The 20,425-nt window shown below is 70.5% G+C and carries 19 protein-coding genes, 2 tRNA genes and 1 riboswitch; of the genes, 14 read left to right on the top strand and 7 right to left on the bottom strand.

Annotation, left to right across the window (positions count from 1 at the left end):
* Positions 1 to 121 precede the first annotated feature (121 nt).
* Both ybaK and glgX read right to left on the bottom strand, forming a co-directional pair.
* Positions 122 to 619 (bottom strand): Cys-tRNA(Pro) deacylase, encoded by a 498-nt coding sequence (gene ybaK / locus DCE93_RS08760; RefSeq protein WP_108595550.1) that lies wholly within the window; start codon positions 617 to 619, stop codon positions 122 to 124.
* Positions 619 to 2,706, bottom strand: coding sequence for a glycogen debranching protein GlgX (glgX, locus tag DCE93_RS08755; protein WP_108595549.1), 2,088 nt, complete (start codon positions 2,704 to 2,706; stop codon positions 619 to 621). The genes ybaK and glgX overlap by 1 nt, the downstream gene beginning before the upstream one ends.
* Positions 2,707 to 2,811: 105 nt before the next feature.
* Between glgX and DCE93_RS08750 the strand changes: the two genes are divergently transcribed.
* From DCE93_RS08750 to DCE93_RS08685, 14 genes are all read left to right on the top strand, one after another.
* On the top strand, positions 2,812 to 4,044 hold the full coding sequence (locus DCE93_RS08750) for a cysteine desulfurase family protein (protein WP_108595548.1): 1,233 nt from the start codon (positions 2,812 to 2,814) through the stop codon (positions 4,042 to 4,044).
* Between the two features lie 49 nt (positions 4,045 to 4,093).
* Positions 4,094 to 5,200: a tRNA 2-thiouridine(34) synthase MnmA gene (gene mnmA / locus DCE93_RS08745; protein WP_108595547.1), complete on the top strand. Its 1,107-nt coding sequence runs from the start codon at positions 4,094 to 4,096 to the stop codon at positions 5,198 to 5,200.
* A gap of 58 nt (positions 5,201 to 5,258) precedes the next feature.
* On the top strand, positions 5,259 to 7,613 hold the full coding sequence (ligA, locus tag DCE93_RS08740) for an NAD-dependent DNA ligase LigA (RefSeq protein WP_420836954.1): 2,355 nt from the start codon (positions 5,259 to 5,261) through the stop codon (positions 7,611 to 7,613).
* 216 nt (positions 7,614 to 7,829) lie between these two features.
* The gene (gatC, locus tag DCE93_RS08735; protein WP_108595546.1) at positions 7,830 to 8,132 is read left to right on the top strand and encodes an Asp-tRNA(Asn)/Glu-tRNA(Gln) amidotransferase subunit GatC; all 303 of its coding nucleotides are present in this window, start codon (positions 7,830 to 7,832) and stop codon (positions 8,130 to 8,132) included.
* On the top strand, positions 8,129 to 9,664 hold the full coding sequence (gene gatA / locus DCE93_RS08730; protein ID WP_108595545.1) for an Asp-tRNA(Asn)/Glu-tRNA(Gln) amidotransferase subunit GatA: 1,536 nt from the start codon (positions 8,129 to 8,131) through the stop codon (positions 9,662 to 9,664). The genes gatC and gatA overlap by 4 nt, the downstream gene beginning before the upstream one ends.
* Positions 9,664 to 11,190 (top strand): Asp-tRNA(Asn)/Glu-tRNA(Gln) amidotransferase subunit GatB, encoded by a 1,527-nt coding sequence (gene gatB / locus DCE93_RS08725; protein ID WP_108595544.1) that lies wholly within the window; start codon positions 9,664 to 9,666, stop codon positions 11,188 to 11,190. Before gatA ends, gatB begins: the two co-directional genes overlap by 1 nt.
* 160 nt (positions 11,191 to 11,350) lie before the next feature.
* On the top strand, positions 11,351 to 11,974 hold the full coding sequence (locus tag DCE93_RS08720) for a hypothetical protein (protein ID WP_108595543.1): 624 nt from the start codon (positions 11,351 to 11,353) through the stop codon (positions 11,972 to 11,974).
* A 61-nt stretch (positions 11,975 to 12,035) separates the two neighbouring features.
* Complete coding sequence (locus DCE93_RS08715) at positions 12,036 to 13,298, top strand: DNA polymerase IV (protein ID WP_108595542.1); 1,263 nt, start codon at positions 12,036 to 12,038, stop codon at positions 13,296 to 13,298.
* A gap of 61 nt (positions 13,299 to 13,359) precedes the next feature.
* Positions 13,360 to 13,692, top strand: coding sequence for a hypothetical protein (locus DCE93_RS08710; protein ID WP_108595541.1), 333 nt, complete (start codon positions 13,360 to 13,362; stop codon positions 13,690 to 13,692).
* 90 nt (positions 13,693 to 13,782) lie between these two features.
* Positions 13,783 to 13,892, top strand: a riboswitch (TPP riboswitch).
* Positions 13,893 to 14,001: 109 nt separating this feature from the next.
* The gene (locus DCE93_RS08705) at positions 14,002 to 14,565 is read left to right on the top strand and encodes an ECF transporter S component (protein WP_338027556.1); all 564 of its coding nucleotides are present in this window, start codon (positions 14,002 to 14,004) and stop codon (positions 14,563 to 14,565) included.
* Between the two features lies 1 nt (position 14,566).
* Positions 14,567 to 16,057, top strand: a complete 1,491-nt coding sequence (locus tag DCE93_RS08700) for an ABC transporter ATP-binding protein (RefSeq protein ID WP_205647414.1) — start codon at positions 14,567 to 14,569, stop codon at positions 16,055 to 16,057.
* A complete protein-coding gene (locus DCE93_RS08695; protein ID WP_108595540.1) occupies positions 16,054 to 16,827 on the top strand; it encodes an energy-coupling factor transporter transmembrane component T family protein in 774 nt (257 codons plus the stop codon). The genes DCE93_RS08700 and DCE93_RS08695 overlap by 4 nt, the downstream gene beginning before the upstream one ends.
* The gene (locus DCE93_RS08690; protein WP_244284287.1) at positions 16,827 to 17,405 is read left to right on the top strand and encodes a nucleoside/nucleotide kinase family protein; all 579 of its coding nucleotides are present in this window, start codon (positions 16,827 to 16,829) and stop codon (positions 17,403 to 17,405) included. The genes DCE93_RS08695 and DCE93_RS08690 overlap by 1 nt, the downstream gene beginning before the upstream one ends.
* 58 nt (positions 17,406 to 17,463) lie before the next feature.
* A complete protein-coding gene (locus DCE93_RS08685; RefSeq protein WP_108595539.1) occupies positions 17,464 to 17,721 on the top strand; it encodes a hypothetical protein in 258 nt (85 codons plus the stop codon).
* A 33-nt stretch (positions 17,722 to 17,754) separates the two neighbouring features.
* Here the strand turns inward: DCE93_RS08685 and DCE93_RS08680 are convergent, their stop codons facing one another.
* From DCE93_RS08680 to DCE93_RS08660, 5 genes are all read right to left on the bottom strand, one after another.
* Positions 17,755 to 19,038, bottom strand: coding sequence for a serine hydrolase family protein (locus tag DCE93_RS08680; protein WP_108595538.1), 1,284 nt, complete (start codon positions 19,036 to 19,038; stop codon positions 17,755 to 17,757).
* 24 nt (positions 19,039 to 19,062) lie between these two features.
* Entirely contained in the window at positions 19,063 to 19,410 is a 348-nt protein-coding gene (locus DCE93_RS08675) for a metallopeptidase family protein (protein ID WP_108595537.1), read from the bottom strand.
* Positions 19,411 to 19,486: 76 nt separating this feature from the next.
* A tRNA-His gene (locus DCE93_RS08670) sits at positions 19,487 to 19,562 on the bottom strand.
* A gap of 44 nt (positions 19,563 to 19,606) precedes the next feature.
* Entirely contained in the window at positions 19,607 to 20,227 is a 621-nt protein-coding gene (gene orn, locus DCE93_RS08665; protein ID WP_108595536.1) for an oligoribonuclease, read from the bottom strand.
* Between the two features lie 124 nt (positions 20,228 to 20,351).
* Positions 20,352 to 20,424: transfer RNA gene (locus DCE93_RS08660), tRNA-Arg, on the bottom strand.
* Position 20,425: the final 1 nt, after the last annotated feature.

The raw sequence follows: 20,425 nt of genomic DNA, 5'->3' as shown, positions 1-20,425 counted from the left end.
TGCGGATATACGATCCGGCGCGCCGGTTTACGGCAGGAGAACTCGGGGTGGTGGATCGTATATCCGCCGGAAGGACAGAACACTTCGCGCGCCGGTCGCGACGCCAACCGTGGCGCGCGCGTCAGCGGGCGCGGGCGATCGGGGCGTAGCGGCCGCCCGTCACCGCGATGAGGTCGTCGGGCGCGAGCTCGAGATCGAGGCCGCGCCGGCCGCCCGAGACGTAGATCGACTCGCAGATGATGGCCGATTCGTCGAGCACCGTCGGCAGCGCGGTCTTCTGGCCGATGGGGCTGATGCCCCCGACGACGTACCCCGTCTTGCGTTCCGCCACCGCAGGGTCGGCCATCTCTGCGCGCTTGCCGCCGAGCGCGCCGGCGAGCGCTTTCAGGTCGAGCTGCATCGCGACGGGCACGATGCCGACGGCGAGCGAGCCGTCGACGGTCACGAGCAGCGTCTTGAACACGCGGTCGGGGTCGAGGCCGAGCTTGTCGGCGGCTTCGAGGCCGTAGGCAGCGACGCGCGGGTCGTGCTCATAGCCGAGCGCGGTGAAGGCGACCCCGGCGCGAGCGAGCGCGAGGGTCGCGGGGGTGCCGGCCGAGGCATCCGATCGCCTGGCCATCAGGCTCCGCCTCCGCGACCGCCCTCGGCGCGGTAGAGCTGCATCGACTGCGCGTCGACCTCGACGCGGGTGCCGGGCGCCACGGCGGGCGTGGCGCTCGAGGGGGCCTCGTCGGCGGAGTCCCACAGCAGCGTGTACGCGGTCACGCCATCGTGCTCGGGCAGCACGATGCCGGCGCTCGACTCGTGCGCGTGCACGACGAGAAGGATGCGGTTGAGCGCCTCGGTCTCTGGCGTGGAGACGGCGAGGTACTGCAGCGTGCGCTCGGCGGGGGAGTCCCAGTCGTCGAAGCCCATGGTCTCGCCGTCGGCGTTGAACCAGTGCATCTGCGACGCGCTCGGGATATCCTCGCCCAGCTGGCCGAATCGGCGGGGTCGCAGGGCGGGATTCTCGGCGCGGAGCCTGATCAGGTGGCGCACCGTCTCGAGCAGCTCGGGCGCGAACCTGGCGCGGTCGGCGGGATTCCAGGCGAGCCAGGAGAGCGGCGAGTCATGGCAGTAGGCATTGTTGTTGCCGCGCTGGCTGCGGCCGAACTCGTCGCCCGCAGTGAGCATCGGCACGCCCGCCGAGAGCAGCAGGGTGCCCACGAGGTTCCGGATGCTTCGTCGCCGAGCCGCTCGGATCGCCGGGTCGGATGCTTCGCCCTCGACGCCGTGGTTGTAGGAGTTGTTCGAGTCGGTGCCGTCGCGGTTGCCCTCGCCGTTGCCCTGATTGTGCTTGACGTCGTAGGCGGTCAGGTCGGCGAGCGTGAAGCCGTCGTGCGCGGTCACGAAGTTGAGGCTCGCGAGCGGCCCGCGATCGGTCGAGAACGTGTTCGCCGAACCCGCGAGGCGGGTCGCGAAGCGGCCGATGCCACTGCCCGCCGAACCCGTCTCGCGCTCGCGGCGCAGGTCGCCGAGCCAGAAGTCGCGCATCCGGTCGCGATAGCGATCGTTCCACTCCGAGAACCCGGCCGGGAAGCCGCCCGTCTGCCAGCCGCCGGGTCCGACGTCCCATGGCTCGACGATGAGCTTCGATGCCCCGATCACGGGGTCGTCGAGCATGGCGCGCAGCAGCGGATGCTCGGGGGTGAATGCCTCGTGCTCGTCGCGGCCGAGCGTCACGGCCAGATCGAGACGGAACCCGTCGACCTGCAACTCCTCGGCGAAGTACCGCAGCGAGTCGAGCACGAGTCGCTGGGGGGCCTCGCCCGCGAAATCGAGGCTGTTGCCGCAGCCGGTCGTGTCGACGTAGTGGCCGTGCGCGTCGTGCCGGTAGTACGCGGCATTGTCGATGCCGCGGAACGAGTAGGTCGGACCCTCGCGCCCCTCCTCGGCGGTGTGGTTGTAGACGACGTCGAGCACCACCTCGAGGCCGGCCTCGTGCAGTCGGCGCACCATGCCGGCGAACTCGCGGCGCACGGCGCCGGCACCCTCCGCCCGCGCCGCGGCACTCGCGTACGGAGCGTGGGCGGTGAAGAACGCGAGCGTGTTGTAGCCCCAGTAGTTGAGCTTGCCCTGGCGCACGAGGCGTTCCTCAGTCACGAAGGCGTGCACCGGAAGAAGCTCGATCGTCGTGACGCCGAGCCCCGTGAGGTACTCGAGGGAGGCGTCATGTGCGAGTCCGGCGTAGGTGCCGCGCAACCGTTCGGGAACCGCCGGATTCTGCTTCGAGAAGCCGCGCACGTGGGTCTCGTAGACCACGGTGCGATCGAGCGGCACGCGCGGTTTCGCGGAGGCGCCCCACTCGAAGCCGGTCGCGGTGAGCGGTTCGAGCGCGACACCGCGCCATGAGCCGTCCTCGGCTCGGGTGAGCCCGCGGGCGTACGGATCGAGGAGGGTGTGCACCGGATTGAAGGCGTGCTCGACCCCCGCCGGGCCGTCGACTCGGAGTCCGTAGTGGGCACCCGGCCGGAGCTCTGGCGACTCGCCGTGCCACACGCCGTGCTCGTCGCGCGCGAGCGGCGTGCGACTGACCGCCCAGTCGAGGTCGTCGGCGTCGAAGACGACGAGCTCGACCGAGGTCGCGTGCTCGGACCAGACCCGGGCGACCCCGCCGTCGGCACCGACACGAACGCCGAGGTCGTGCAGGGGATCGCGCTCAGGCATGCGATCTACAGTAGTTCGTGGCGGTGCAACGCCCGCGCGGGCGCGCAGACGGCGCCGGGCACGGCATCGGGCCGCACACGACACACGTTCAGGGTTGGAGGGCAGATGGTCTATCTCGATCACGCCGCGACGACCCCGATGCTGCCGGAGGCCGTCGACGCGCTGACCGCCGCGCTCGCCGTGGTCGGCAATCCCGCCTCGATCCACAGTGCCGGCCAGCAGGCGAAACGGCTGCTCGAGGAATCGCGCGAGCGCATCGCGGCGACGCTCGGCGCCGACGGCATCGAGGTCGTGTTCACGGGCAACGGCACCGAGGCCGTGAACCTCGCGATCAAGGGCATCTGGTGGCAGCGGCGCGAGGATGCCGCCACCGGCGCTGCCCGCCGCCGGATCCTCGTGCCGGCGGGCGAGCATCACGCGACGATCGACACCGTCGAGTGGCTCGCCGAGCACGACGGCGCCGAAGTGGTCGAGATCCCGCTCGACGAGGTGGGGCGCGTGCGCCTCGACGTGCTCGCCGCGGAACTCGCCCGCGGCGCGGCATCCGTGGCCCTCGTCACGATGCTCTGGGCGAACAACGAGGTCGGAACGATCCAGCGCGTCGAGGAGGTCGCCCGGCTCGCCGCGCGCGCCGGTGTGCCGCTGCACGTCGATGCCATCGCGGCGTACGGGCAGGTGCCGATCGACTTCCGCGGCATCAGGCGCGCGACCGAGGCCGCTCGCGGCGCCGGGCTCGTCGCCCTCAGCGTCTCGGCGCACAAGATCGGCGGCCCCGCCGGCATCGGCGCGCTCGTGCTCGACCGCTCAGCGGCCGTCGAGCCGCTCATCCACGGCGGCGGGCAGCAGCGCAAGGTGCGCTCGGGCACCCAGGATGTCGCGGCAGCTGCATCGTTCGCGGCTGCGGCATCGGTCGTGGCGGCGCGTCTCGAGGCCGACACCGCTCGCATGGCGACGCTCCGCGACCGCCTGATCGACGGCGTCGTCGACGCGGTGCCCGAGGCGCGGCTCTCGGGCGACGCCTCGGCCGGCGGCCGACTGCCCGGCAACGCGCACTTCTCGTTCCCGGGCTGCGAAGGCGACTCGCTGCTCTTCCTGCTCGACGCGGCCGGTGTGGCGGTGTCGACCGGATCGGCCTGCCAGGCCGGCGTGCCCGAACCCTCGCACGTGCTCATGGCCATGGGGCGTTCGGAAGCCGATGCGCGTGGGGCGCTCCGCGTCACGATCGGGCACAGCTCGACCGGTGCCGACGTCGACGCCTTCCTCGCGGCGCTGCCCGCGGCGCACGCTCAGGCGGCCCGTGCCGGGCTCGCCGCTCGCGCCACGTCGTTCGACCGCTGACCCGGGGGAGCGGGGCATCCGCTCAGGCACTCTGCCTAGACTGGAACCCATGAAGGTTCTCGCGGCGATGAGCGGCGGCGTCGACAGCGCCGTCGCCGCTGCGCGCGCCGTCGAGGCGGGCCACGAGGTCGTCGGCGTGCACCTCGCGCTCAGCCGCATGCCCGGCACCCTGCGCACCGGCAGCCGCGGCTGCTGCACCATCGAAGACTCGATGGACGCTCAGCGGGCGGCGAACGTGCTCGGCATCCCGTACTACGTGTGGGACTTCTCCGAGCGCTTCAAGGCCGACGTCGTCGACGACTTCGTCGCCGAGTACTCCGCCGGCCGCACGCCCAACCCCTGCATGCGCTGCAACGAGCGCATCAAGTTCGCGGCGCTGCTCGAGAAGGCGCTCGCGCTCGGCTTCGACGCCGTGGCCACCGGCCACTACGCGAAGATCGTGACGGATGCCGCGGGCAATCGCGAACTGCACCGCGCGAGCGCCGAGGCGAAAGACCAGAGCTACGTGCTCGGCGTGCTCACCGCCGAACAGCTCGCGCACGCCTACTTCCCGCTCGGCGACACGCCCTCGAAGACGCTCGTGCGCGCCGAGGCCGCCGAGCGCGGGCTCTCGGTCGCGCAGAAGCCCGACTCCTACGACATCTGCTTCATCCCCGACGGCGACACGAAGGGCTGGCTCGCCGAGCGTGTCGGCACCGAGACGGGCGACATCGTCGACCGCACGGGCGCCGTCGTCGGCTCCCACGAGGGGGCGCATGCCTTCACGGTCGGCCAGCGCCGCGGCATGCGACTCGGCACACCCGCTGCCGACGGCAAGCCCCGCTTCGTGCTCGAGGTGCGGCCGAAAGAGAACACCGTCGTCGTCGGCCCCAAAGAGGCGCTCGCGATCGGGCTCATCGCCGGTTCGCGGTTCTCGTGGGCCGGGCTCCCGCCCGAGCACCCCGAGACGGCGTTCGACTGCGAGGTGCAGATCCGCGCCCACGCCGACCCCGTGCCGGCCGTCGCCGAGCTCGTCGACGGCGAGCTCGTCGTCACGCCGGGGCATCCGCTCGACGGGGTCGCCCCGGGCCAGACCGCCGTCATCTACGTCGGCACGCGGGTGCTCGGCCAGTTCACGATCGACCGCACGGTGAGTGCGGTGCCGGTCGACGCCTAGCACCGACTCCGGCAGCCGATTCCCGCCCAGTGTTGGCGGGCGCTCATAGGATTGCGATGTGAGCGACATCTCCGGTGACAGCGGCATCCCGACCGACTTCGACGCGGCGCGAGCCGAGGCGACCGTGATCGCCGATCGCATCGAGGGGGCACGGCTCGCCTACTACGGCGACGGCGACTCGCCGTACTCCGACGCCGAGTACGACGCCGACTTCCACCGGCTCGAAGCGCTCGAGCGCGCATTCCCCGAACTCGCCGGTCAGGACAGCCCCACGCAGCAGGTCGGCGCGTCGATCGTCTCCGCGGGCTTCCCCGAGCATGAGCATGCCGAACGCATGCTCAGCCTCGACAACGTCTTCTCGATCGACGAGTTCCGCGACTGGGCGACGAAGACCGCCGCTGCGGCAGGTCGACCGGTGCACTGGCTCTCCGAGCTGAAGATCGACGGCCTCGCCATCAGCCTCGCCTACCGCGACGGCGTGCTCGAGACCGCCACGACCCGGGGCGATGGCCGGGTCGGCGAGAACATCACCGAGAACGTCGACCTGATCCCGGCGATCCCGCAGCAGCTCGTGGGCGAGGGGTACCCGGCCTTCTTCGAGGTGCGCGGCGAGGTGTTCCTGCGCACGAGCGACTTCGAGGCGCTCAACGAGCGCCAGCACGAATTGCAGGCGGCCTTCGAGGCCGAGCAGATCGCGAAGGGCCGGGCTGCCGACGAGATCCCGACGAAGTACCCAGAGTTCGCCAATGCCCGCAACACCGCGGCGGGCAGCCTGCGGCAGCGGCGCGAGAAGAAGAACGCGTTCGAGCTCTCCCTCATGCGCGAGCGGCTCGGGCGGCTCGCGATGTATCTGCACGGCATCGGCGCCTGGCAGCATCCGGATGTTCGGAACCAGTCGGAGATCTACGCCCTGCTCGCGAGCTGGGGGCTGCCGGTCTCGCCTCATTCCCGGGTGTTCGATTCGGTCGACGAGGTCGCCGGGTACATCGCAGATCGCGGCGAGCACCGCCACGACGTCGAACACGAGATCGACGGCATCGTCGTCAAGGTCGACGAGCTCGCCCTGCACGACGAACTCGGCGCCACGAGCCGCGCCCCGCGCTGGGCGATCGCCTACAAGTACCCGCCCGAAGAGGTGCACACGAAGCTCCTCGACATCGTAGTCGGCGTCGGCCGCACAGGCCGGGCGACTCCGTACGCGGTCATGCAGCCCGTCAAGGTCGCGGGCTCCACCGTGCGCCAGGCGACGCTGCACAACCAGCAGGTCGTGAAGGCCAAGGGCGTGCGCATCGGCGACACCGTGGTGCTCCGCAAGGCGGGCGACGTCATCCCCGAGATCCTCGGTGCGGTCGAGCAGCTCCGCGACGGCACCGAGGTCGAGTGGCACATGCCCGAGCTCTGCCCCGAGTGCGGCACGCCGCTCCGCCCGATGAAAGAGGGCGACATCGACCTCCGCTGCCCCAACGCGAGGTCGTGCCCCGCGCAGGTGCGCGGGCGGGTCGAGCACATCGGCTCCCGTGGCGGCCTCGACATCGAGGCGCTCGGCGAGGTGACGGCGGCCGCCCTCACCCAGCCGTCGGTGCCGGCCGACCCGCCGCTCGCCACCGAGGCCAGACTCTTCGACCTCACGATCGACGAGCTCGTGCCGATCGAGGTCGTCGTGCGCGACGCCGAGACGGGCGAGCCGAAGGTCGACGAGCAGACGGGTGAGCCGGTTCGGCGCGCGCCGTTCCAGAAGCTCGGGCCGGCGAGCTACCCGCCGGGCACCGAGACCATGACGCCCACCGAGCGTCGCGCCGCGGGTGTGACGAAGAGCTTCCGCGAGGTGGGACCGTCCGAGGCGGCGACCAAGCTGCTCGCCGAGCTCGAGAAGGCCAAGACCAAGCCGCTGTGGCGGCTGCTCGTCTCGCTCAACATCCGCCACGTCGGTCCGGTCGCGGCCCGCGCGCTCGCCGACTGGTTCGGCTCGCTCGACGCGATCCGCGCCGCCTCTCGCGAACAGCTCGCCGAGGTCGAGGGCGTGGGCGGCATCATCGCCGACTCGCTCATCGAGTGGTTCGGAGTCGACTGGCATCTCGACATCGTCGACCGGTGGACGGCGGCGGGCGTGCAATTCGCGACCCCGGGGCATCCGGGCCCGGGCGCGGCGGCCGAGGCCGGGGGAGTGCTGGCGGGCCTCACCGTCGTCGCCACCGGGTCGCTCGAGGGGTTCAGCCGCGAGGGGGCGCAAGAGGCGATCATCGCCGCCGGCGGCAAGGCGGCCTCGAGCGTCTCGAAGAAGACCGATTTCGTTGCGGCCGGCCCCGGAGCCGGGTCGAAGCTCGCGAAGGCCGAAGAACTCGGCATCCGCGTGCTCGATGCGGCGCAGTTCGCGCGGCTCGTGAGCGAAGGGCCGGCGGCGCTCGACGAGTAGCGTCGCGGGGCGACGAGGAACGACTCAGGGGAGACGTGGCAGGTGGCGAGACGACGCCGCCGGAGCAGACCGGTGGGGAGCCCGGCACGGCGGTGGCGGGCGCTGAAGCCCGAGACCTGGGCCGACGCCTACGAGCTGCTGCACGAGTACGGCATCGGCCTGTTCGGCGAGCCCCGTTAGAATCGGTAGATCCCCATCCCGAGACGACGGAGCAGCATGTCCGAAATCACTGCGGAGCAGGTCGCGCATCTCGCGAACCTCGCCCGCATCGCGCTCACCGATGAAGAGATCGAGCACCTCACGACGGAGCTCGGCCAGATCATGCACGCGGTCGAGAAGGTGAGCGAGGTGGCCACGCCCGAGGTGCCGCCGACGAGCCACCCGATCCCGATGCAGAACGTGTACCGCGACGATGTCGTGGGTGAGACGGTGCTCTCGGTCGACGAGGCGCTCTCGGGCGCCCCCGAGAGCGACGACTCCCGGTTCAAGGTCTCGGCGATCCTGGGAGAAGAGCAGTGAGCGACGAACTGATCCGCCTGTCCGCCGCCGCGCTCGGCGAGAAGCTCGCCCAGGGCGAGGTGTCGTCGGTCGAGGTCACCCGGGCGCACCTCGACCGCATCTCCGCCGTCGACGGTGCCGTGCACGCGTTTCTCCACGTCGAGGGCGAGCGCGCCATCGAGACGGCCGCCGAGATCGACCGGCGGCGTGCCGCCGGTGACGTGCTCGGCCCGCTCGCCGGCGTGCCGATCGCGATCAAAGACGTGCTCGTCACGAAGGGCATGCCGTCGACGTCGGGTTCGCGCATCCTCGAGGGCTGGATCCCGCCCTACGATGCGACGCCCGTCACCAAGGTGCGCGAGGCGGGAATGATCCCGCTCGGCAAGACCAACATGGACGAGTTCGCCATGGGCTCGTCGACCGAGCACTCGGCCTACGGCCCGACCCACAACCCGTGGGACCTCGATCGCATCCCGGGCGGTTCGGGCGGCGGCTCCGCGGCATCCGTCGCGGCGTTCGAGGCGCCCCTCGCGCTGGGCTCCGACACCGGCGGCTCGATCCGCCAGCCGGCCCACGTCACGGGCACCGTCGGTGTGAAGCCGACCTACGGTGCGGTCAGCCGCTACGGCTCGATCGCCCTGGCCTCCTCGCTCGACCAGATCGGCCCCGTCACCCGCACGGTGCTCGATGCGGCGTTGCTGCACGATGTCATCGCCGGACACGACCCGCTCGACTCGACGTCGATTCCCGAGGCATGGCCGTCGATGGCCGAGGCCGTGCGGCGAGCGGATGTCTCCGGCCTCCGCATCGGCGTCATCAAGGAGCTCGACGGCGAGGGCTTCCAGGCGGGCGTGCGGCAGCGGTTCCACGAATCGCTCGAGCTGCTCGAGCAGCAGGGCGCCGAGATCGTCGAGGTCTCCGCACCGCACTTCGAGTACGCCATCGCCGCGTACTACCTGATCCTGCCCGCCGAGGCCTCGTCGAACCTCGCGAAGTTCGACTCGGTGCGCTTCGGCCTGCGCGTCACTCCCTCAGGCGGCGGCACGGTCGAGCAGGTGATGTCGGCGACCCGTGAAGCAGGCTTCGGCCCCGAGGTGAAGCGACGCATTATCCTCGGCACCTACGCGCTCTCGGCCGGATACTACGACGCCTACTACGGCAGCGCCCAGAAGGTGCGCACGCTCGTGCAGCGCGATTTCGACGCGGCGTTCGCCGGCGTCGACGTGCTCGCCTCGCCGACCGCGCCGACGACGGCGTTCAAGTTCGGCGAGAAGCTCGCCGACCCCGTGTCGATGTACCTGAACGACATCGCGACGATCCCGGCCAACCTCGCCGGGGTGCCCGGCATCTCGGTGCCCGCCGGCCTCGCCCCCGAAGACGGGCTGCCCGTCGGCATCCAGTTCCTCGCGCCGGCACGTGAAGACGCGCGACTCTACAACGTCGGCGCCGCACTCGAGCAGCTGCTCGAGGCGCGCTGGGGCGGCCCGCTCCTCGCGCAAGCACCCGACCTCTCCGCCCATGAGCTCACCGCGACCGAGGAAGGCGCACTCTGATGGCCCGCGCTGAACTGATGGACTTCGACCAGGCCCTCGAACTCTTCGAGCCGGTCATCGGCCTCGAGGTGCACGTCGAGCTGAACACCAAGACGAAGATGTTCTCTTCGGCGCCGAACCCGGCGAACTCGCAGTTCCACGGAGCCGACCCGAACACCCTCACCACGCCCGTGTGCCTCGGGCTCCCGGGGTCGCTGCCCGTCGTCAACGGCGAGGCCGTGAAGTACTCGATCAGCCTCGGCCTCGCGCTGGGCTGCGAGATCGCGCCGTCGAGCCGTTTCGCACGCAAGAACTACTTCTACCCCGACCTCGCGAAGAACTACCAGATCTCGCAGTACGACGAGCCGATCGCGTTCGACGGCGAGGTCGAGGTCGAGCTCGAGAACGGCCGCACGTTCACGGTGCCGATCGAGCGCGCCCACATGGAGGAGGACGCGGGCAAGCTCACGCACGTGGGCGGCTCGACCGGTCGCATCCAGGGTGCCGAGTACTCGCTCGTCGACTACAACCGCGCCGGGGTGCCGCTCGTCGAGATCGTCACCCGCCCGATCTTCGGCGGCGAAGCCGACACGCCGGCGCTCGCACGCGCGTACGTGTCGACGATCCGCGACGTCGTGCTCTCGCTCGGCATCTCCGAGGCGCGCATGGAGCGCGGCAACCTCCGCTGCGACGCGAACGTTTCGCTGCGCCCTCGGGGTCAGGAGAAGCTCGGCACCCGCACCGAGACGAAGAACGTCAACTCGATGCGTTCGGTCGAGCGTGCAGTGCGCTACGAGATCCAGCGGCAAGCGGCCATCCTCGCGGGCGGCGGCACGATCACCCAAGAGACCCGCCACTGGCACGAAGACACGGGTGCGACGAGCGCCGGCCGGCCGAAGTCCGACGCCGACGACTACCGCTATTTCCCCGAGCCCGACCTGCTCCCGGTCGTTCCCTCGAAACAGCTCGTCGACGAGCTCCGCGCCGCGCTGCCCGAGCCGCCGGCGGTGCGCCGCCGCCGGCTGAAGGCCGAGTGGGGCTTCACCGACCTCGAATTCCAGGATGTCGCGAACTCCGGTCTCCTGATCGAACTCGAGGCGACCGTGTCTGCCGGTGCGACTCCCGCTGCCGCACGCAAGTGGTGGACCGGCGAGATCGCCCGGCTCGCGAACGCCGCCGACCAGGACGCATCGGGTCTCGTCTCGCCCGAGCACGTCGCCGAGCTCGCGCAGCTCGTCGACGCCGGCACGCTCACCGACCGCCTGGCCCGCCAGGTGCTCGAAGGCGTGATCGCCGGCGAGGGTTCGCCGCAGCAGGTCGTCGATGCGCGCGGCCTCGCCGTCGTCTCCGATGACGGTGCGCTGATCGCCGCGATCGACGAGGCGCTCGGCTCGCAGCCCGACGTGCTCGCGAAGATCCGCGACGGCAAAGTGCAGGCCGCCGGAGCGGTCATCGGCGCGGTGATGAAGGCGATGCAGGGCAAGGCGGATGCCGCGCGAGTGCGCGAGCTCGTACTGGAGCGCGCCGGCAACCCGGCAGCCGAGTAAGGAGCGCGGCGAGCACATCGCGGCGGCCGAGTGGCGAGCGCGGCGAGCACATCGCGGCAGCCGAGTAAGGAGTGCGGCGAGCACGTAGCGACCGGTTCACAGCAGCTTCATTGCCGGCGATCGTAGATTGGTCGTCCCCTGAACGATTGACGAGGACAACATGGGATTCCTTGACCGACTCTTCGGCGCCGCTCCCGACGACCGCACGGCGAGCCCTGCACCCCAGGCCCGACCGCTGAGCGACGACGAACTCGCCGTCGAGCGGTACCGGTACCTGCTGCGCACCGCGCCGCCCGAGTCGGTCGAGGCGGTGCATGCCGAGGCATTCGCGAAGCTCACTCCGCAGCAGCGTTCCGCCGTCTTCGCCTCACTCAGCGCGGAAGCGCCGGCAGGTGAACGACTCGTCTCCGACGAACCGAGCGCTCTCGCGCGGGCAGCGACCCGGGCCGAGCTTCGTGCGCCCGGCAGCGTCGAGCGGGCGTTCAACCGAGCGGATGCCCCGGCCGGCCGTGGCCAACAGGGCGGACCGTCGTTCGGCGGCATGTTCGCGGGCTCGCTGCTCGGCTCCGTCGCCGGTGTGGTCGTCGGCTCGGCGATCGCGCAGGCGTTCCTGCCCGACCCGTCGTCGTTCGATGCCGGCGCTGATGGCGGCGCCGACGGCGGCGGTTCCGGCGGCGATGCGGGTGGCTACGACGCATCGGGTGCCGACTCAGGCGGCGACTTCGGCGGCTTCGGTGATTTCGGTGGCGGCGACTTCGGCGGTGGCGGGGACTTCGGCTTCTGACGAACGTCGAGTTCCGTCGGGCCGATGCAGCGATGACGGTGGCACCGGCTAGGGTCGCAGCATGAGCAAGCAGGACGGCTCGTCGCGCCAGGTCACGACCGGCCCGGTCGATGATTCGGCGACACCGATCCTGCACGTCGACATGGACGCCTTCTTCGTCTCGGTCGAGTTGCTGAAGCGACCAGATCTGCGAGGCAAGCCAGTGCTCGTCGGTGGCACGGCCGGTCGCGGCGTCGTGTCCGCGGCGAGCTACGAAGCCCGCCGGTTCGGCGTCAACTCGGCGATGCCGATGTCGCTCGCACTGCAACGCTGCCCGAACGCGATCGTGCTCCGGGGCGATTATGCGAGCTACTCCGAGTACTCGCGCCGGGTCATGACCATCTTCGAAGAGGTCACTCCGCTCGTCGAGAAGCTCTCGATCGACGAGGCGTTCCTCGACGTGTCGGGGGCGCGCCGTCTGCACGGCAGCCCGGCCGAGATCGCGTGGACCCTTCGGCAGCGCGTGCAGCACGAGACCGGATTGACCTGCTCGGTCGGCGTTGCGGCCACCAAGTTCGTGGCGAAGGTCGCGTCGAGCCGGGCGAAGCCCGACGGCATGCTCGTCGTGCCCGCCGATCGCACGCTCGAGTTCTTGCACCCGCTGCCGGTCTCGGCGCTCTGGGGCGTCGGCAGGGTCACCGAGCAGGCGCTGACCCGCATCGGGCTGCGCACGGTCGGCGATGTGGCTGCAATGCCCCCAGACGCCCTCGAACGCGCGCTCGGGCCGGCACTGGCGGCCAAGCTCGGCCACCTCGCGATGGGCGTCGACGCGCGCGATGTCGTCACGGGCCGCGAAGAGAAGAGCATCGGCCACGAGGTCACCTTCCACTACGACCTCACCGATCTCGGGCAGCTGCGGCGCGAGCTGTTGCGGCTCTCCGACGACGTCGCGGTGCGCATGCGCCGGGCCGGGCTCGTCGGGCGCACGGTCGTGCTGAAGCTGCGATACGGCGACTTCCGCACCGTCACCCGCTCTCGCACGCTCGGTGAGCCCACCGACGTCGCGCGTCGCATCTACGACGAGGCATCCGCAGCCCTCGGTGAGCTGGCCGGCGATGGAGCCCGCATCCGGCTCATCGGCGTCCGCGCCGAGCAGCTGCGATCCTCGGGCAGCGGCGCGATGCTGTGGGACCCCGACGAGGAGTGGCGCGAAGCCGAACGCACGATCGACGAGGTGACTGCTCGATTCGGGCGCGGTGCGGTGCGGCCGGCGTCGCTCGTTCGGCCCGCGACCGATCGTATCGAGTCCACACGTCGCAGAGATCCGGGCAGCGATCTCCGCTGAGTTCTGTTCCCGATTTGCGGCGGGGGTGGCTCGCGGGCGCCGGCGCGGGTAGCGTGGGCGCATGGCTGAACTCGTATTGGAACTCGCCGAGACCGTCGCGGGCGTCGGCGTCAAGACCGCGTACGGCGACGCCGTCAACATCGACGGCACCACCTTCGTGCCGGTGGCGCTCGGCTACTACGGCTTCGGCGCGGGCAGCGGCTCCGACGAAAAGGGTGACCAGGCGGGCGGCGGTGGCGGCGGAGGGCTCTCCATTCCGCTCGGCGCATACGTCGGTCGGGGCGGCGATGTCCGCTTCGAGCCGAATCTCATCGGACTGCTGCTCGTCGCCACCCCGCTCGTCTGGGTCACCGGCAAGGCGCTGCGCATGGTGATCCGCGCGCTCAAGCGTTGAGCCCGCACCGCCGCTGAATCCGGCTCGCTGAACCCGCACCGCCCAACCGTCGCGGCCGGGCCGCTCTCGCGTGTTCGTCGGCGTATACTCGTCATCGAACACGGGAGTCCGGTGAGCCGGGCTGAGAGGAAGGTTCTCAACCTTCGACCGTCGAACCTGATCTGGGTAATGCCAGCGCAGGGAGGCCTACACATCTCATTTCCCGTGCCTCTTTCCACGTCACGAAAGGGCACGACAGTGCACACTGCAGTAACTGAAACCAGCCGTCCCTCCACCACTCCGAAGCCGCGCATCCTGCGTTGGCGGGTCGTGGACATCGTCGTTGCGAGCGTCATCGGCGTCGCGACCGGGCTGCTCTTCCTCTTCTGGAACAACGTCGGCTACGCGTGGTTCAGCGCAGCCGACGCCGTCACACCCGGGCTCGGCGGCATCGCCGTCGGCATCTGGCTCATCGGCGGCGTGCTCGGCGGGTTGATCATCCGCAAGCCGGGCGCCGCGCTCTTCGTCGAGCTGCTCGCCGCGATCGTGTCGGCACTCATCGGCAACCAGTGGGGCATCGAGACGATCTACTCGGGGGTCGCTCAGGGGCTCGGTGCGGAGCTGATCTTCGCACTGTTCGCCTACCGCCGATTCGGCGTCGTTCCCGCGATGCTCGCCGGTGCCGCCGCCGGTGCTGCGGCGTGGACGCTCGAACTGTTCCTCTCGGGCAACCTGCAGAAGTCGCCCGAGTTCCTCGGGCTCTATTTCGCGACCGTCGTCGTCTCGGGTGCCGTGCTGGCCGGTCTCCTCGGCTGGTTCATCGTGCGCGGCCTCGCGGCGACCGGAGCCCTGAGCCGCTTCGCCGCCGGCCAAGACGTGGCCCAGCGGGTCTGACGTGAGCTACGGCTCGGATGCCGCACGTCCCGCGCGCGTGGAAGCGCACGGGTGGGGGTGGCGCCATGCCGGGCGCAAGCGTGCGGCGATCGACTCCATCGACCTGCAGATCCGACCGGGGGAGCGGGTACTCCTGCTCGGGCCGTCGGGTTCGGGCAAGTCGACACTGCTGCATGCCCTGGCGGGCGTCCACGGCGGTGCGGAAGAGGGCGAGGAGACGGGGACCCTGCAGATCGACGGCGAGTGGCCGGGCGCAGTTCGCGGCCGCGCGAGCCTCGTGCTTCAGGACCCGGATTCGCAGGTGATCCTCGCCAAGGTGGGCGACGACGTGGCCTTCGGGTGCGAGAACCTCGGGGTTCCGCGCGAGGAGATCTGGCCGCGAGTGCGGCGTGCCCTCGAGGAGGTCGGCCTCGACCTTCCGCTCGATCACCCGACGAGTGCGCTCTCGGGAGGGCAGAAGCAACGGCTCGCGCTGGCCGGAGCGCTCGCCATGCGGCCCGGACTCCTGCTGCTCGATGAGCCGACCGCGAACCTGGACCCCGACGGAGTCACCGAAGTGCGCCGCGCGGTGGCCCGCACACTCGATCGCACCGGCGCCACCTTCGTGGTCGTCGAGCACCGAGTCGACGTCTGGCTCGATCTGGTCACGCGTGTGATCGTGCTCGGTCGCGACGGCCGCCTGATCGCCGACGGCGAGCCGGAGCACGTCATGCAGACGCAACGCGCGGCATTGCTCGACGCGGGCGTCTGGGTGCCGGGCGCCCCGGCGACGGTGTCTGCAGCGCGGCCCGCAGCGGCGGCATCCGGCGTCGATCTGGAGGGCATCGACCTCTCCATCGGGCGACGCCGCGACGCCGTCGTGCGCGAGGGTCTCCAGCTGTCGCTGCCGCACGCGAGTTCGACGGTGCTCACCGGGCCGAACGGGGCGGGCAAGTCGACGCTCGCCCTCACGATGGGCGGCCTGCTGACACCGCTCGGCGGCCGAGTGCGTGCAGCCCCGGAGCTCGCCGGTTCGCTGCGCGGCGATCCGATCCGGTGGCGTTCGCGAGATCTGCTCACGCGCATCGGCACGGTGTTCCAAGAGCCGGAGCATCAGTTCGTGGCCTCGACGGTGCAGCGCGAACTCGAGGTCGCGCCGAGGGCGTTGGGCCTCGACGCGGCGTCGACGGCACGGCGCGCTCGCGAGGTGCTCGAGCGGCTCCGACTCGACCGACTCGCCGAGGCGAACCCGTTCACGCTCTCGGGCGGTGAACAGCGGCGTCTCACGGTGGCCTGCGCCCTCGTCGCCCAACCGCGGGTCGTCATCCTCGACGAGCCGACGTTCGGGCAGGACCGGCTCACCTGGATCGAGCTCGTGACCCTTCTGAGAGGGCTCGTCGACGACGGGGTGACCCTGCTGTCGGTCAGTCACGACCCGGCGTATCTCGCGGCCCTCGGCGACCAGCATCTCGACCTCGGTCGGGATGCGCTGCGAACGGCGGCTGCGGCATGATCGCGGCACCCCGATTGCGGCTCGTCGACGGCGTGAACCCGGTCACCCGTCTGGCGGCGGCGATGCTCCTGACCACCCCGCTGTTGCTCACGGTCGACTGGGTGAGCGCCGCGGTCGCGCTCGTCGTGCAGCTCGTGCTCTTCGCGCTGGCGGGGGTGACCCCGAGCGCGCTCGTGGCGCGCACCTGGCCGATCCTCATCGCCGCACCGATCGCCGGCCTCAGCATGCTCTTGTACGGGCGGCCGGAGGGCACCGAGTACTGGTCGTTCTGGCTGGCCCGCATCACCGACGGGTCCATCGAGCTGGCCGTGGCCGTCATGGTGCGCGTGCTCGCGATCGGGCTGCCGGCGGTGCTCCTCTTCATGAACGTCGATCCGACCGAGCTCGCCGACGGCCTCGCGCAGGTCGCACATCTGCCGAGTCGCTTCGTGCTGGGCGCGCTCGCGGGGGCACGCCTCGTCGGGCTCTTCATCGAGGATTGGCGGGCCATGGGCTTGTCGCGCCGTGCGCGCGGCATCGGCGATCACGGCGCTGTCCGGCGGTTCGCGACGATGGCCTTCGCGCTGCTCGTGCTCGCGATTCGGCGAGGCAGCAAGCTCGCGACCGCGATGGAGGCGCGCGGCTTCGGATCGGATCAGCCGCGCACATGGGCGCGTGAATCCCGAGTCGGCCGGCTCGACGTCGTACTCCTCGTGATAGCGATCGCCATCGCGCTGCTCGCGATCGGCTGCGCCGTCTGGGCGGGGACCTTCCACCCGGTGTGGTCGTGATGCGGATCGGCGACGCCGAGGCCCGACCGTCGGGTCCCGCGGCATCCGCGGTGCAGGCCGTGCTCGCCCGGGTGCGCGCCGAGCGTGCGCGAATCGTCGCGATCGACGGCCCCAGCGGCTCGGGCAAGAGCACCCTCGCCGACGCCCTCGTGCGAGCCTGGCCGGGGCACGCGCCCGAACTCGTGCGTCTCGACGATGCCTATCCCGGATGGAACGGCCTCGAGCGAGCGGGTGCCGAGATGTCGCACGCACTCGTCGCTCGACGGGCGCGGGGCAAGGCAGGGCGATGGCGACGCTGGGATTGGGTCGCCGATCGCGCCGGAGCGATCGAGCACAGCCTGCCGGGCCGGACCCTGATCGTCGAAGGCTGCGGCGCGTTCGCAGCGGTGGAGTCGGGCGATGCCGTCGGCGTGTGGATCGAGGCATCCGACCGGCTTCGCAAGCACCGGGCATTGGCGCGAGACGCCGGCGGCTTCGACCCGTACTGGGACCAGTGGGAACGTCAATGGCGCCGGTACGTCGCGCGCACGGCACCGGCCCGTCGCGCCGACGTGCGGCTGCGCGTCGCCGACGCCTGAATCGCGACGCCCGCGCTGCAGCCCACCCCCGACGTTCGCCGAGGGCTACGGTAGTCACATGAGCACAGACACGACAGGCGCCCAGTACGTCGCAGAGTTCCTCGACGGTCCGCTCGAGGGGGAGTTCGAGCAGCGCATCCTCGTCGGTGGAAAACCCGAGCAACGCGTCGGCATGGTCGCCGCCGTCGACGGTCTCGAGTCTCTCTTCTGGTACGACGCGGTCGACAAGCGCGAGATCAACGGCCAGATGCGAGTGCAGTTCCGCTTCGACGCCGACGATTCCGACCCGGTCGAAGCCGACGACGAGAACGACTGACACGGTTCGACGCCAGCGGGTCGGCCGAGCGGGTCAGCCCTGCTGATCGTCCGGTTCAGCCTGCTGATCGGCGAAGAACGCCCCGATGAGGGCGGCCGGGTTCGCGAGCCGCCAGAGCGGGCCCGGATCGTGGATCTCGTCGGTCAATTCGAGCGGTGAGGCGATCTCCCCGCTTGCGGTGGCGATACTGACGCGGCCGACATCGCGGCCTGCAGGAGCGGTCGTGAAGGGTTCGACGGTGACGGATGCCTCGCCGCCCGGGTTTCCCCACGAGGCGTCCGTTCGGCTGACCGAGGCGATGAGCTTCGCCCGATCGCCCCACGCGGACTCGACGCTCGCGTACGCGGTGCCGGCGGTGATGACCTCGGTCGGAACGGCCGAGAGTGCGCTCGACTCGACGGCCGTGCGAACAGCGGCGTCGAGTGCGTCGTAGTCGGGCATGAGGCTCATGCCGCCGACGAGGCGATGGGGCTGCTCGGCCTCGGCGCCGGCCACCTCGGTCGTGAACACGAAGCTGACGCCCGCCTGGTCGGTGTAGCTGCGGGCGAGTGCGCGAACGCCCTCGTCGCCGAGGTGGGAGACGACGTCGGGCACGTTCCGCTCGCCGGCCACCGATGGGGCGCCGCCGGCCGCGAACAGCTCGGCGAGGCGCGGATCGGCCATCACGAGGCCGCCGAGACGGGTGAGTTCTTCGGCGGTGCCGACGTTGTCGCCCGAGAGTCCGGTGGCGTCGGCGACACGGGTCTTGGTGAACCCGTTCTCGGCGAGCCACAGGTTGGCGGCTTCGACGTAGGGACCGACGCCGCCGAACGCCCAGCGCACGAGAGTGTCGGCGTGGTTGTTGCTCGAGGCGAGCAGCACGGCGCGCACCACGTCGCGCTCGGTCCAGCTCTCGCCCGGGAGCACCGCCAGGGTGCGGGCGTCGTCGGCGACGTACTCGAGGTAGCCGGTGTAGTCGGCGGGGCCGATGCTGATCGCCGGCCCGCCTCCTTCGGGCGGCAGGGGCAGGGATTCGAGGGTGGCGAGCACCGTGACGAGCTTGACCGCCCCGCCGATCGGAACGGTGGCGGGGTCGCCGGCGACGGCGAGCGTCGCAGGGGCCCCGTCGGCGTCGAGCACCGCGATCGCACTCGCGCCGGTGTCGGGCAGCGTGATCGCGCCGGCACCCGCATCGGATGCCGCGACGGCATCGCCGTCGATGTGCACGCTCGGCGCAGGCAGTGGGCCGAGGAGCATCGCCGGACCGTAGACCCCGATGCCGAGGATCGCGATCGCGCCGACCACGATGCCGACGATGCGGCCTGGGGTGATGCTCATGGAATCAGCGTAACCCGGCTCGGATCACGCCCAGCCCAGCTCGTGCAGGCGGGCGTCGTCGATGCCGTAGAAGTGCGCGATCTCGTGCACGAGCGTGACGTGGATCTCTTCGCGGAGTTCGTCTTCGTCGGCCGAGATCGACAGCAACGGCTCGCGATAGAGGATGATGCGGTCGGGCATCTCGCCGGACCCGTAGCGATCGCGCTCGGTCAGCGCCCAACCGTCGTAGAGGCCGAGTAGGTCGAGGGACCCGTCTTCGGGTCGGTCTTCGACGACGAACACGACGTTCTCGAGACCGTCGACCATGTCGTCGGGCAAGCGATCGAGCTCATCGACGACGATCGCCTCGAAGGCTTCGGCATCGAGTTCCACGAGCGGCTCCGATCGATGTGCGACGGGCGCGTACCGGCTCGCGCCGAAACGTGCCGGCTCTCGCCGGGATAAGACTTGGGGTGAGTAACGGGGCTTGAACCCGCGACCTCCTGGACCACAACCAGGCGCTCTACCGACTGAGCTATACCCACCATGTGTCGACCGCCGGAGCGATCTGGCAACTCAAGAGAGACTACTACACCTTGGCGTCGAACTCGTTCACGACGGCGGCGGCGAGACTCTGGAGTTCTTGACTCGACGGGCCGGGCTCTGCGACGAAGACCGCACGACGGTAGTAGTGCAGTTCGCGGATCGACTCGAGGATGTCGGCGAGGGCGCGGTGCCCGCCGTTCTTCTGGGGGGCGTTGAAATAGGCGCGGGGGAACCAGCGCTTCGCGAGTTCCTTGATCGAGGAGACGTCGACGCTGCGGTAGTGCAGGTGGGCGTCGAGACGCGGCATGAACTTCGCGAGGAAGGCTCGGTCGGTGCCGATGGAGTTGCCGGCGAGCGGGGCCTTCTGCTCTTCGGGCACGTGCTTCAGCACGTACTCGAGCACCTCGTATTCGGCCTCGGCGACGCTCACGCCGTTGGGGATCTCTTCGATGAGCCCGGACTGGGTGTGCATGGTGCGCACGAACTCGCCCATCGACTCGAGGGCGCTCGCATCTGGCTTGATGACGATGCTCAGCCCGGCATCGACCGGGTTCAGGTCGTAGTCGGTGATGATGACCGCGATCTCGACGAGTTCATCGACTTCGAGGTCGAGTCCGGTCATCTCGCAGTCGATCCAGACCAGTCGGTCGCTCGAAGAAGGCATGCCGAGAGTCTACCGGGGCGCTCCGACGTCGCCGTCTGCTCACGGTGCAGCGAGCTCTGCAACGACCGTCGATGCCACCGACGAAAGGGTTTCGTGCGACCGTTGGCCGGTTTTCGTAACGCGGTGCCCCCGGCAGGAATTGAACCTGCGACCAAGAGATTAGAAGGCTCCTGCTCTATCCGCTGAGCTACGGGGGCG

The sequence above is a fragment of the Agromyces badenianii genome, assembly GCF_003070885.1.
Lineage (GTDB): Bacteria > Actinomycetota > Actinomycetes > Actinomycetales > Microbacteriaceae > Agromyces > Agromyces badenianii.
The sequence above is the reverse complement of the archived record's forward strand: the minus strand, read 5'-3'. Positions and strand labels throughout refer to the sequence as shown.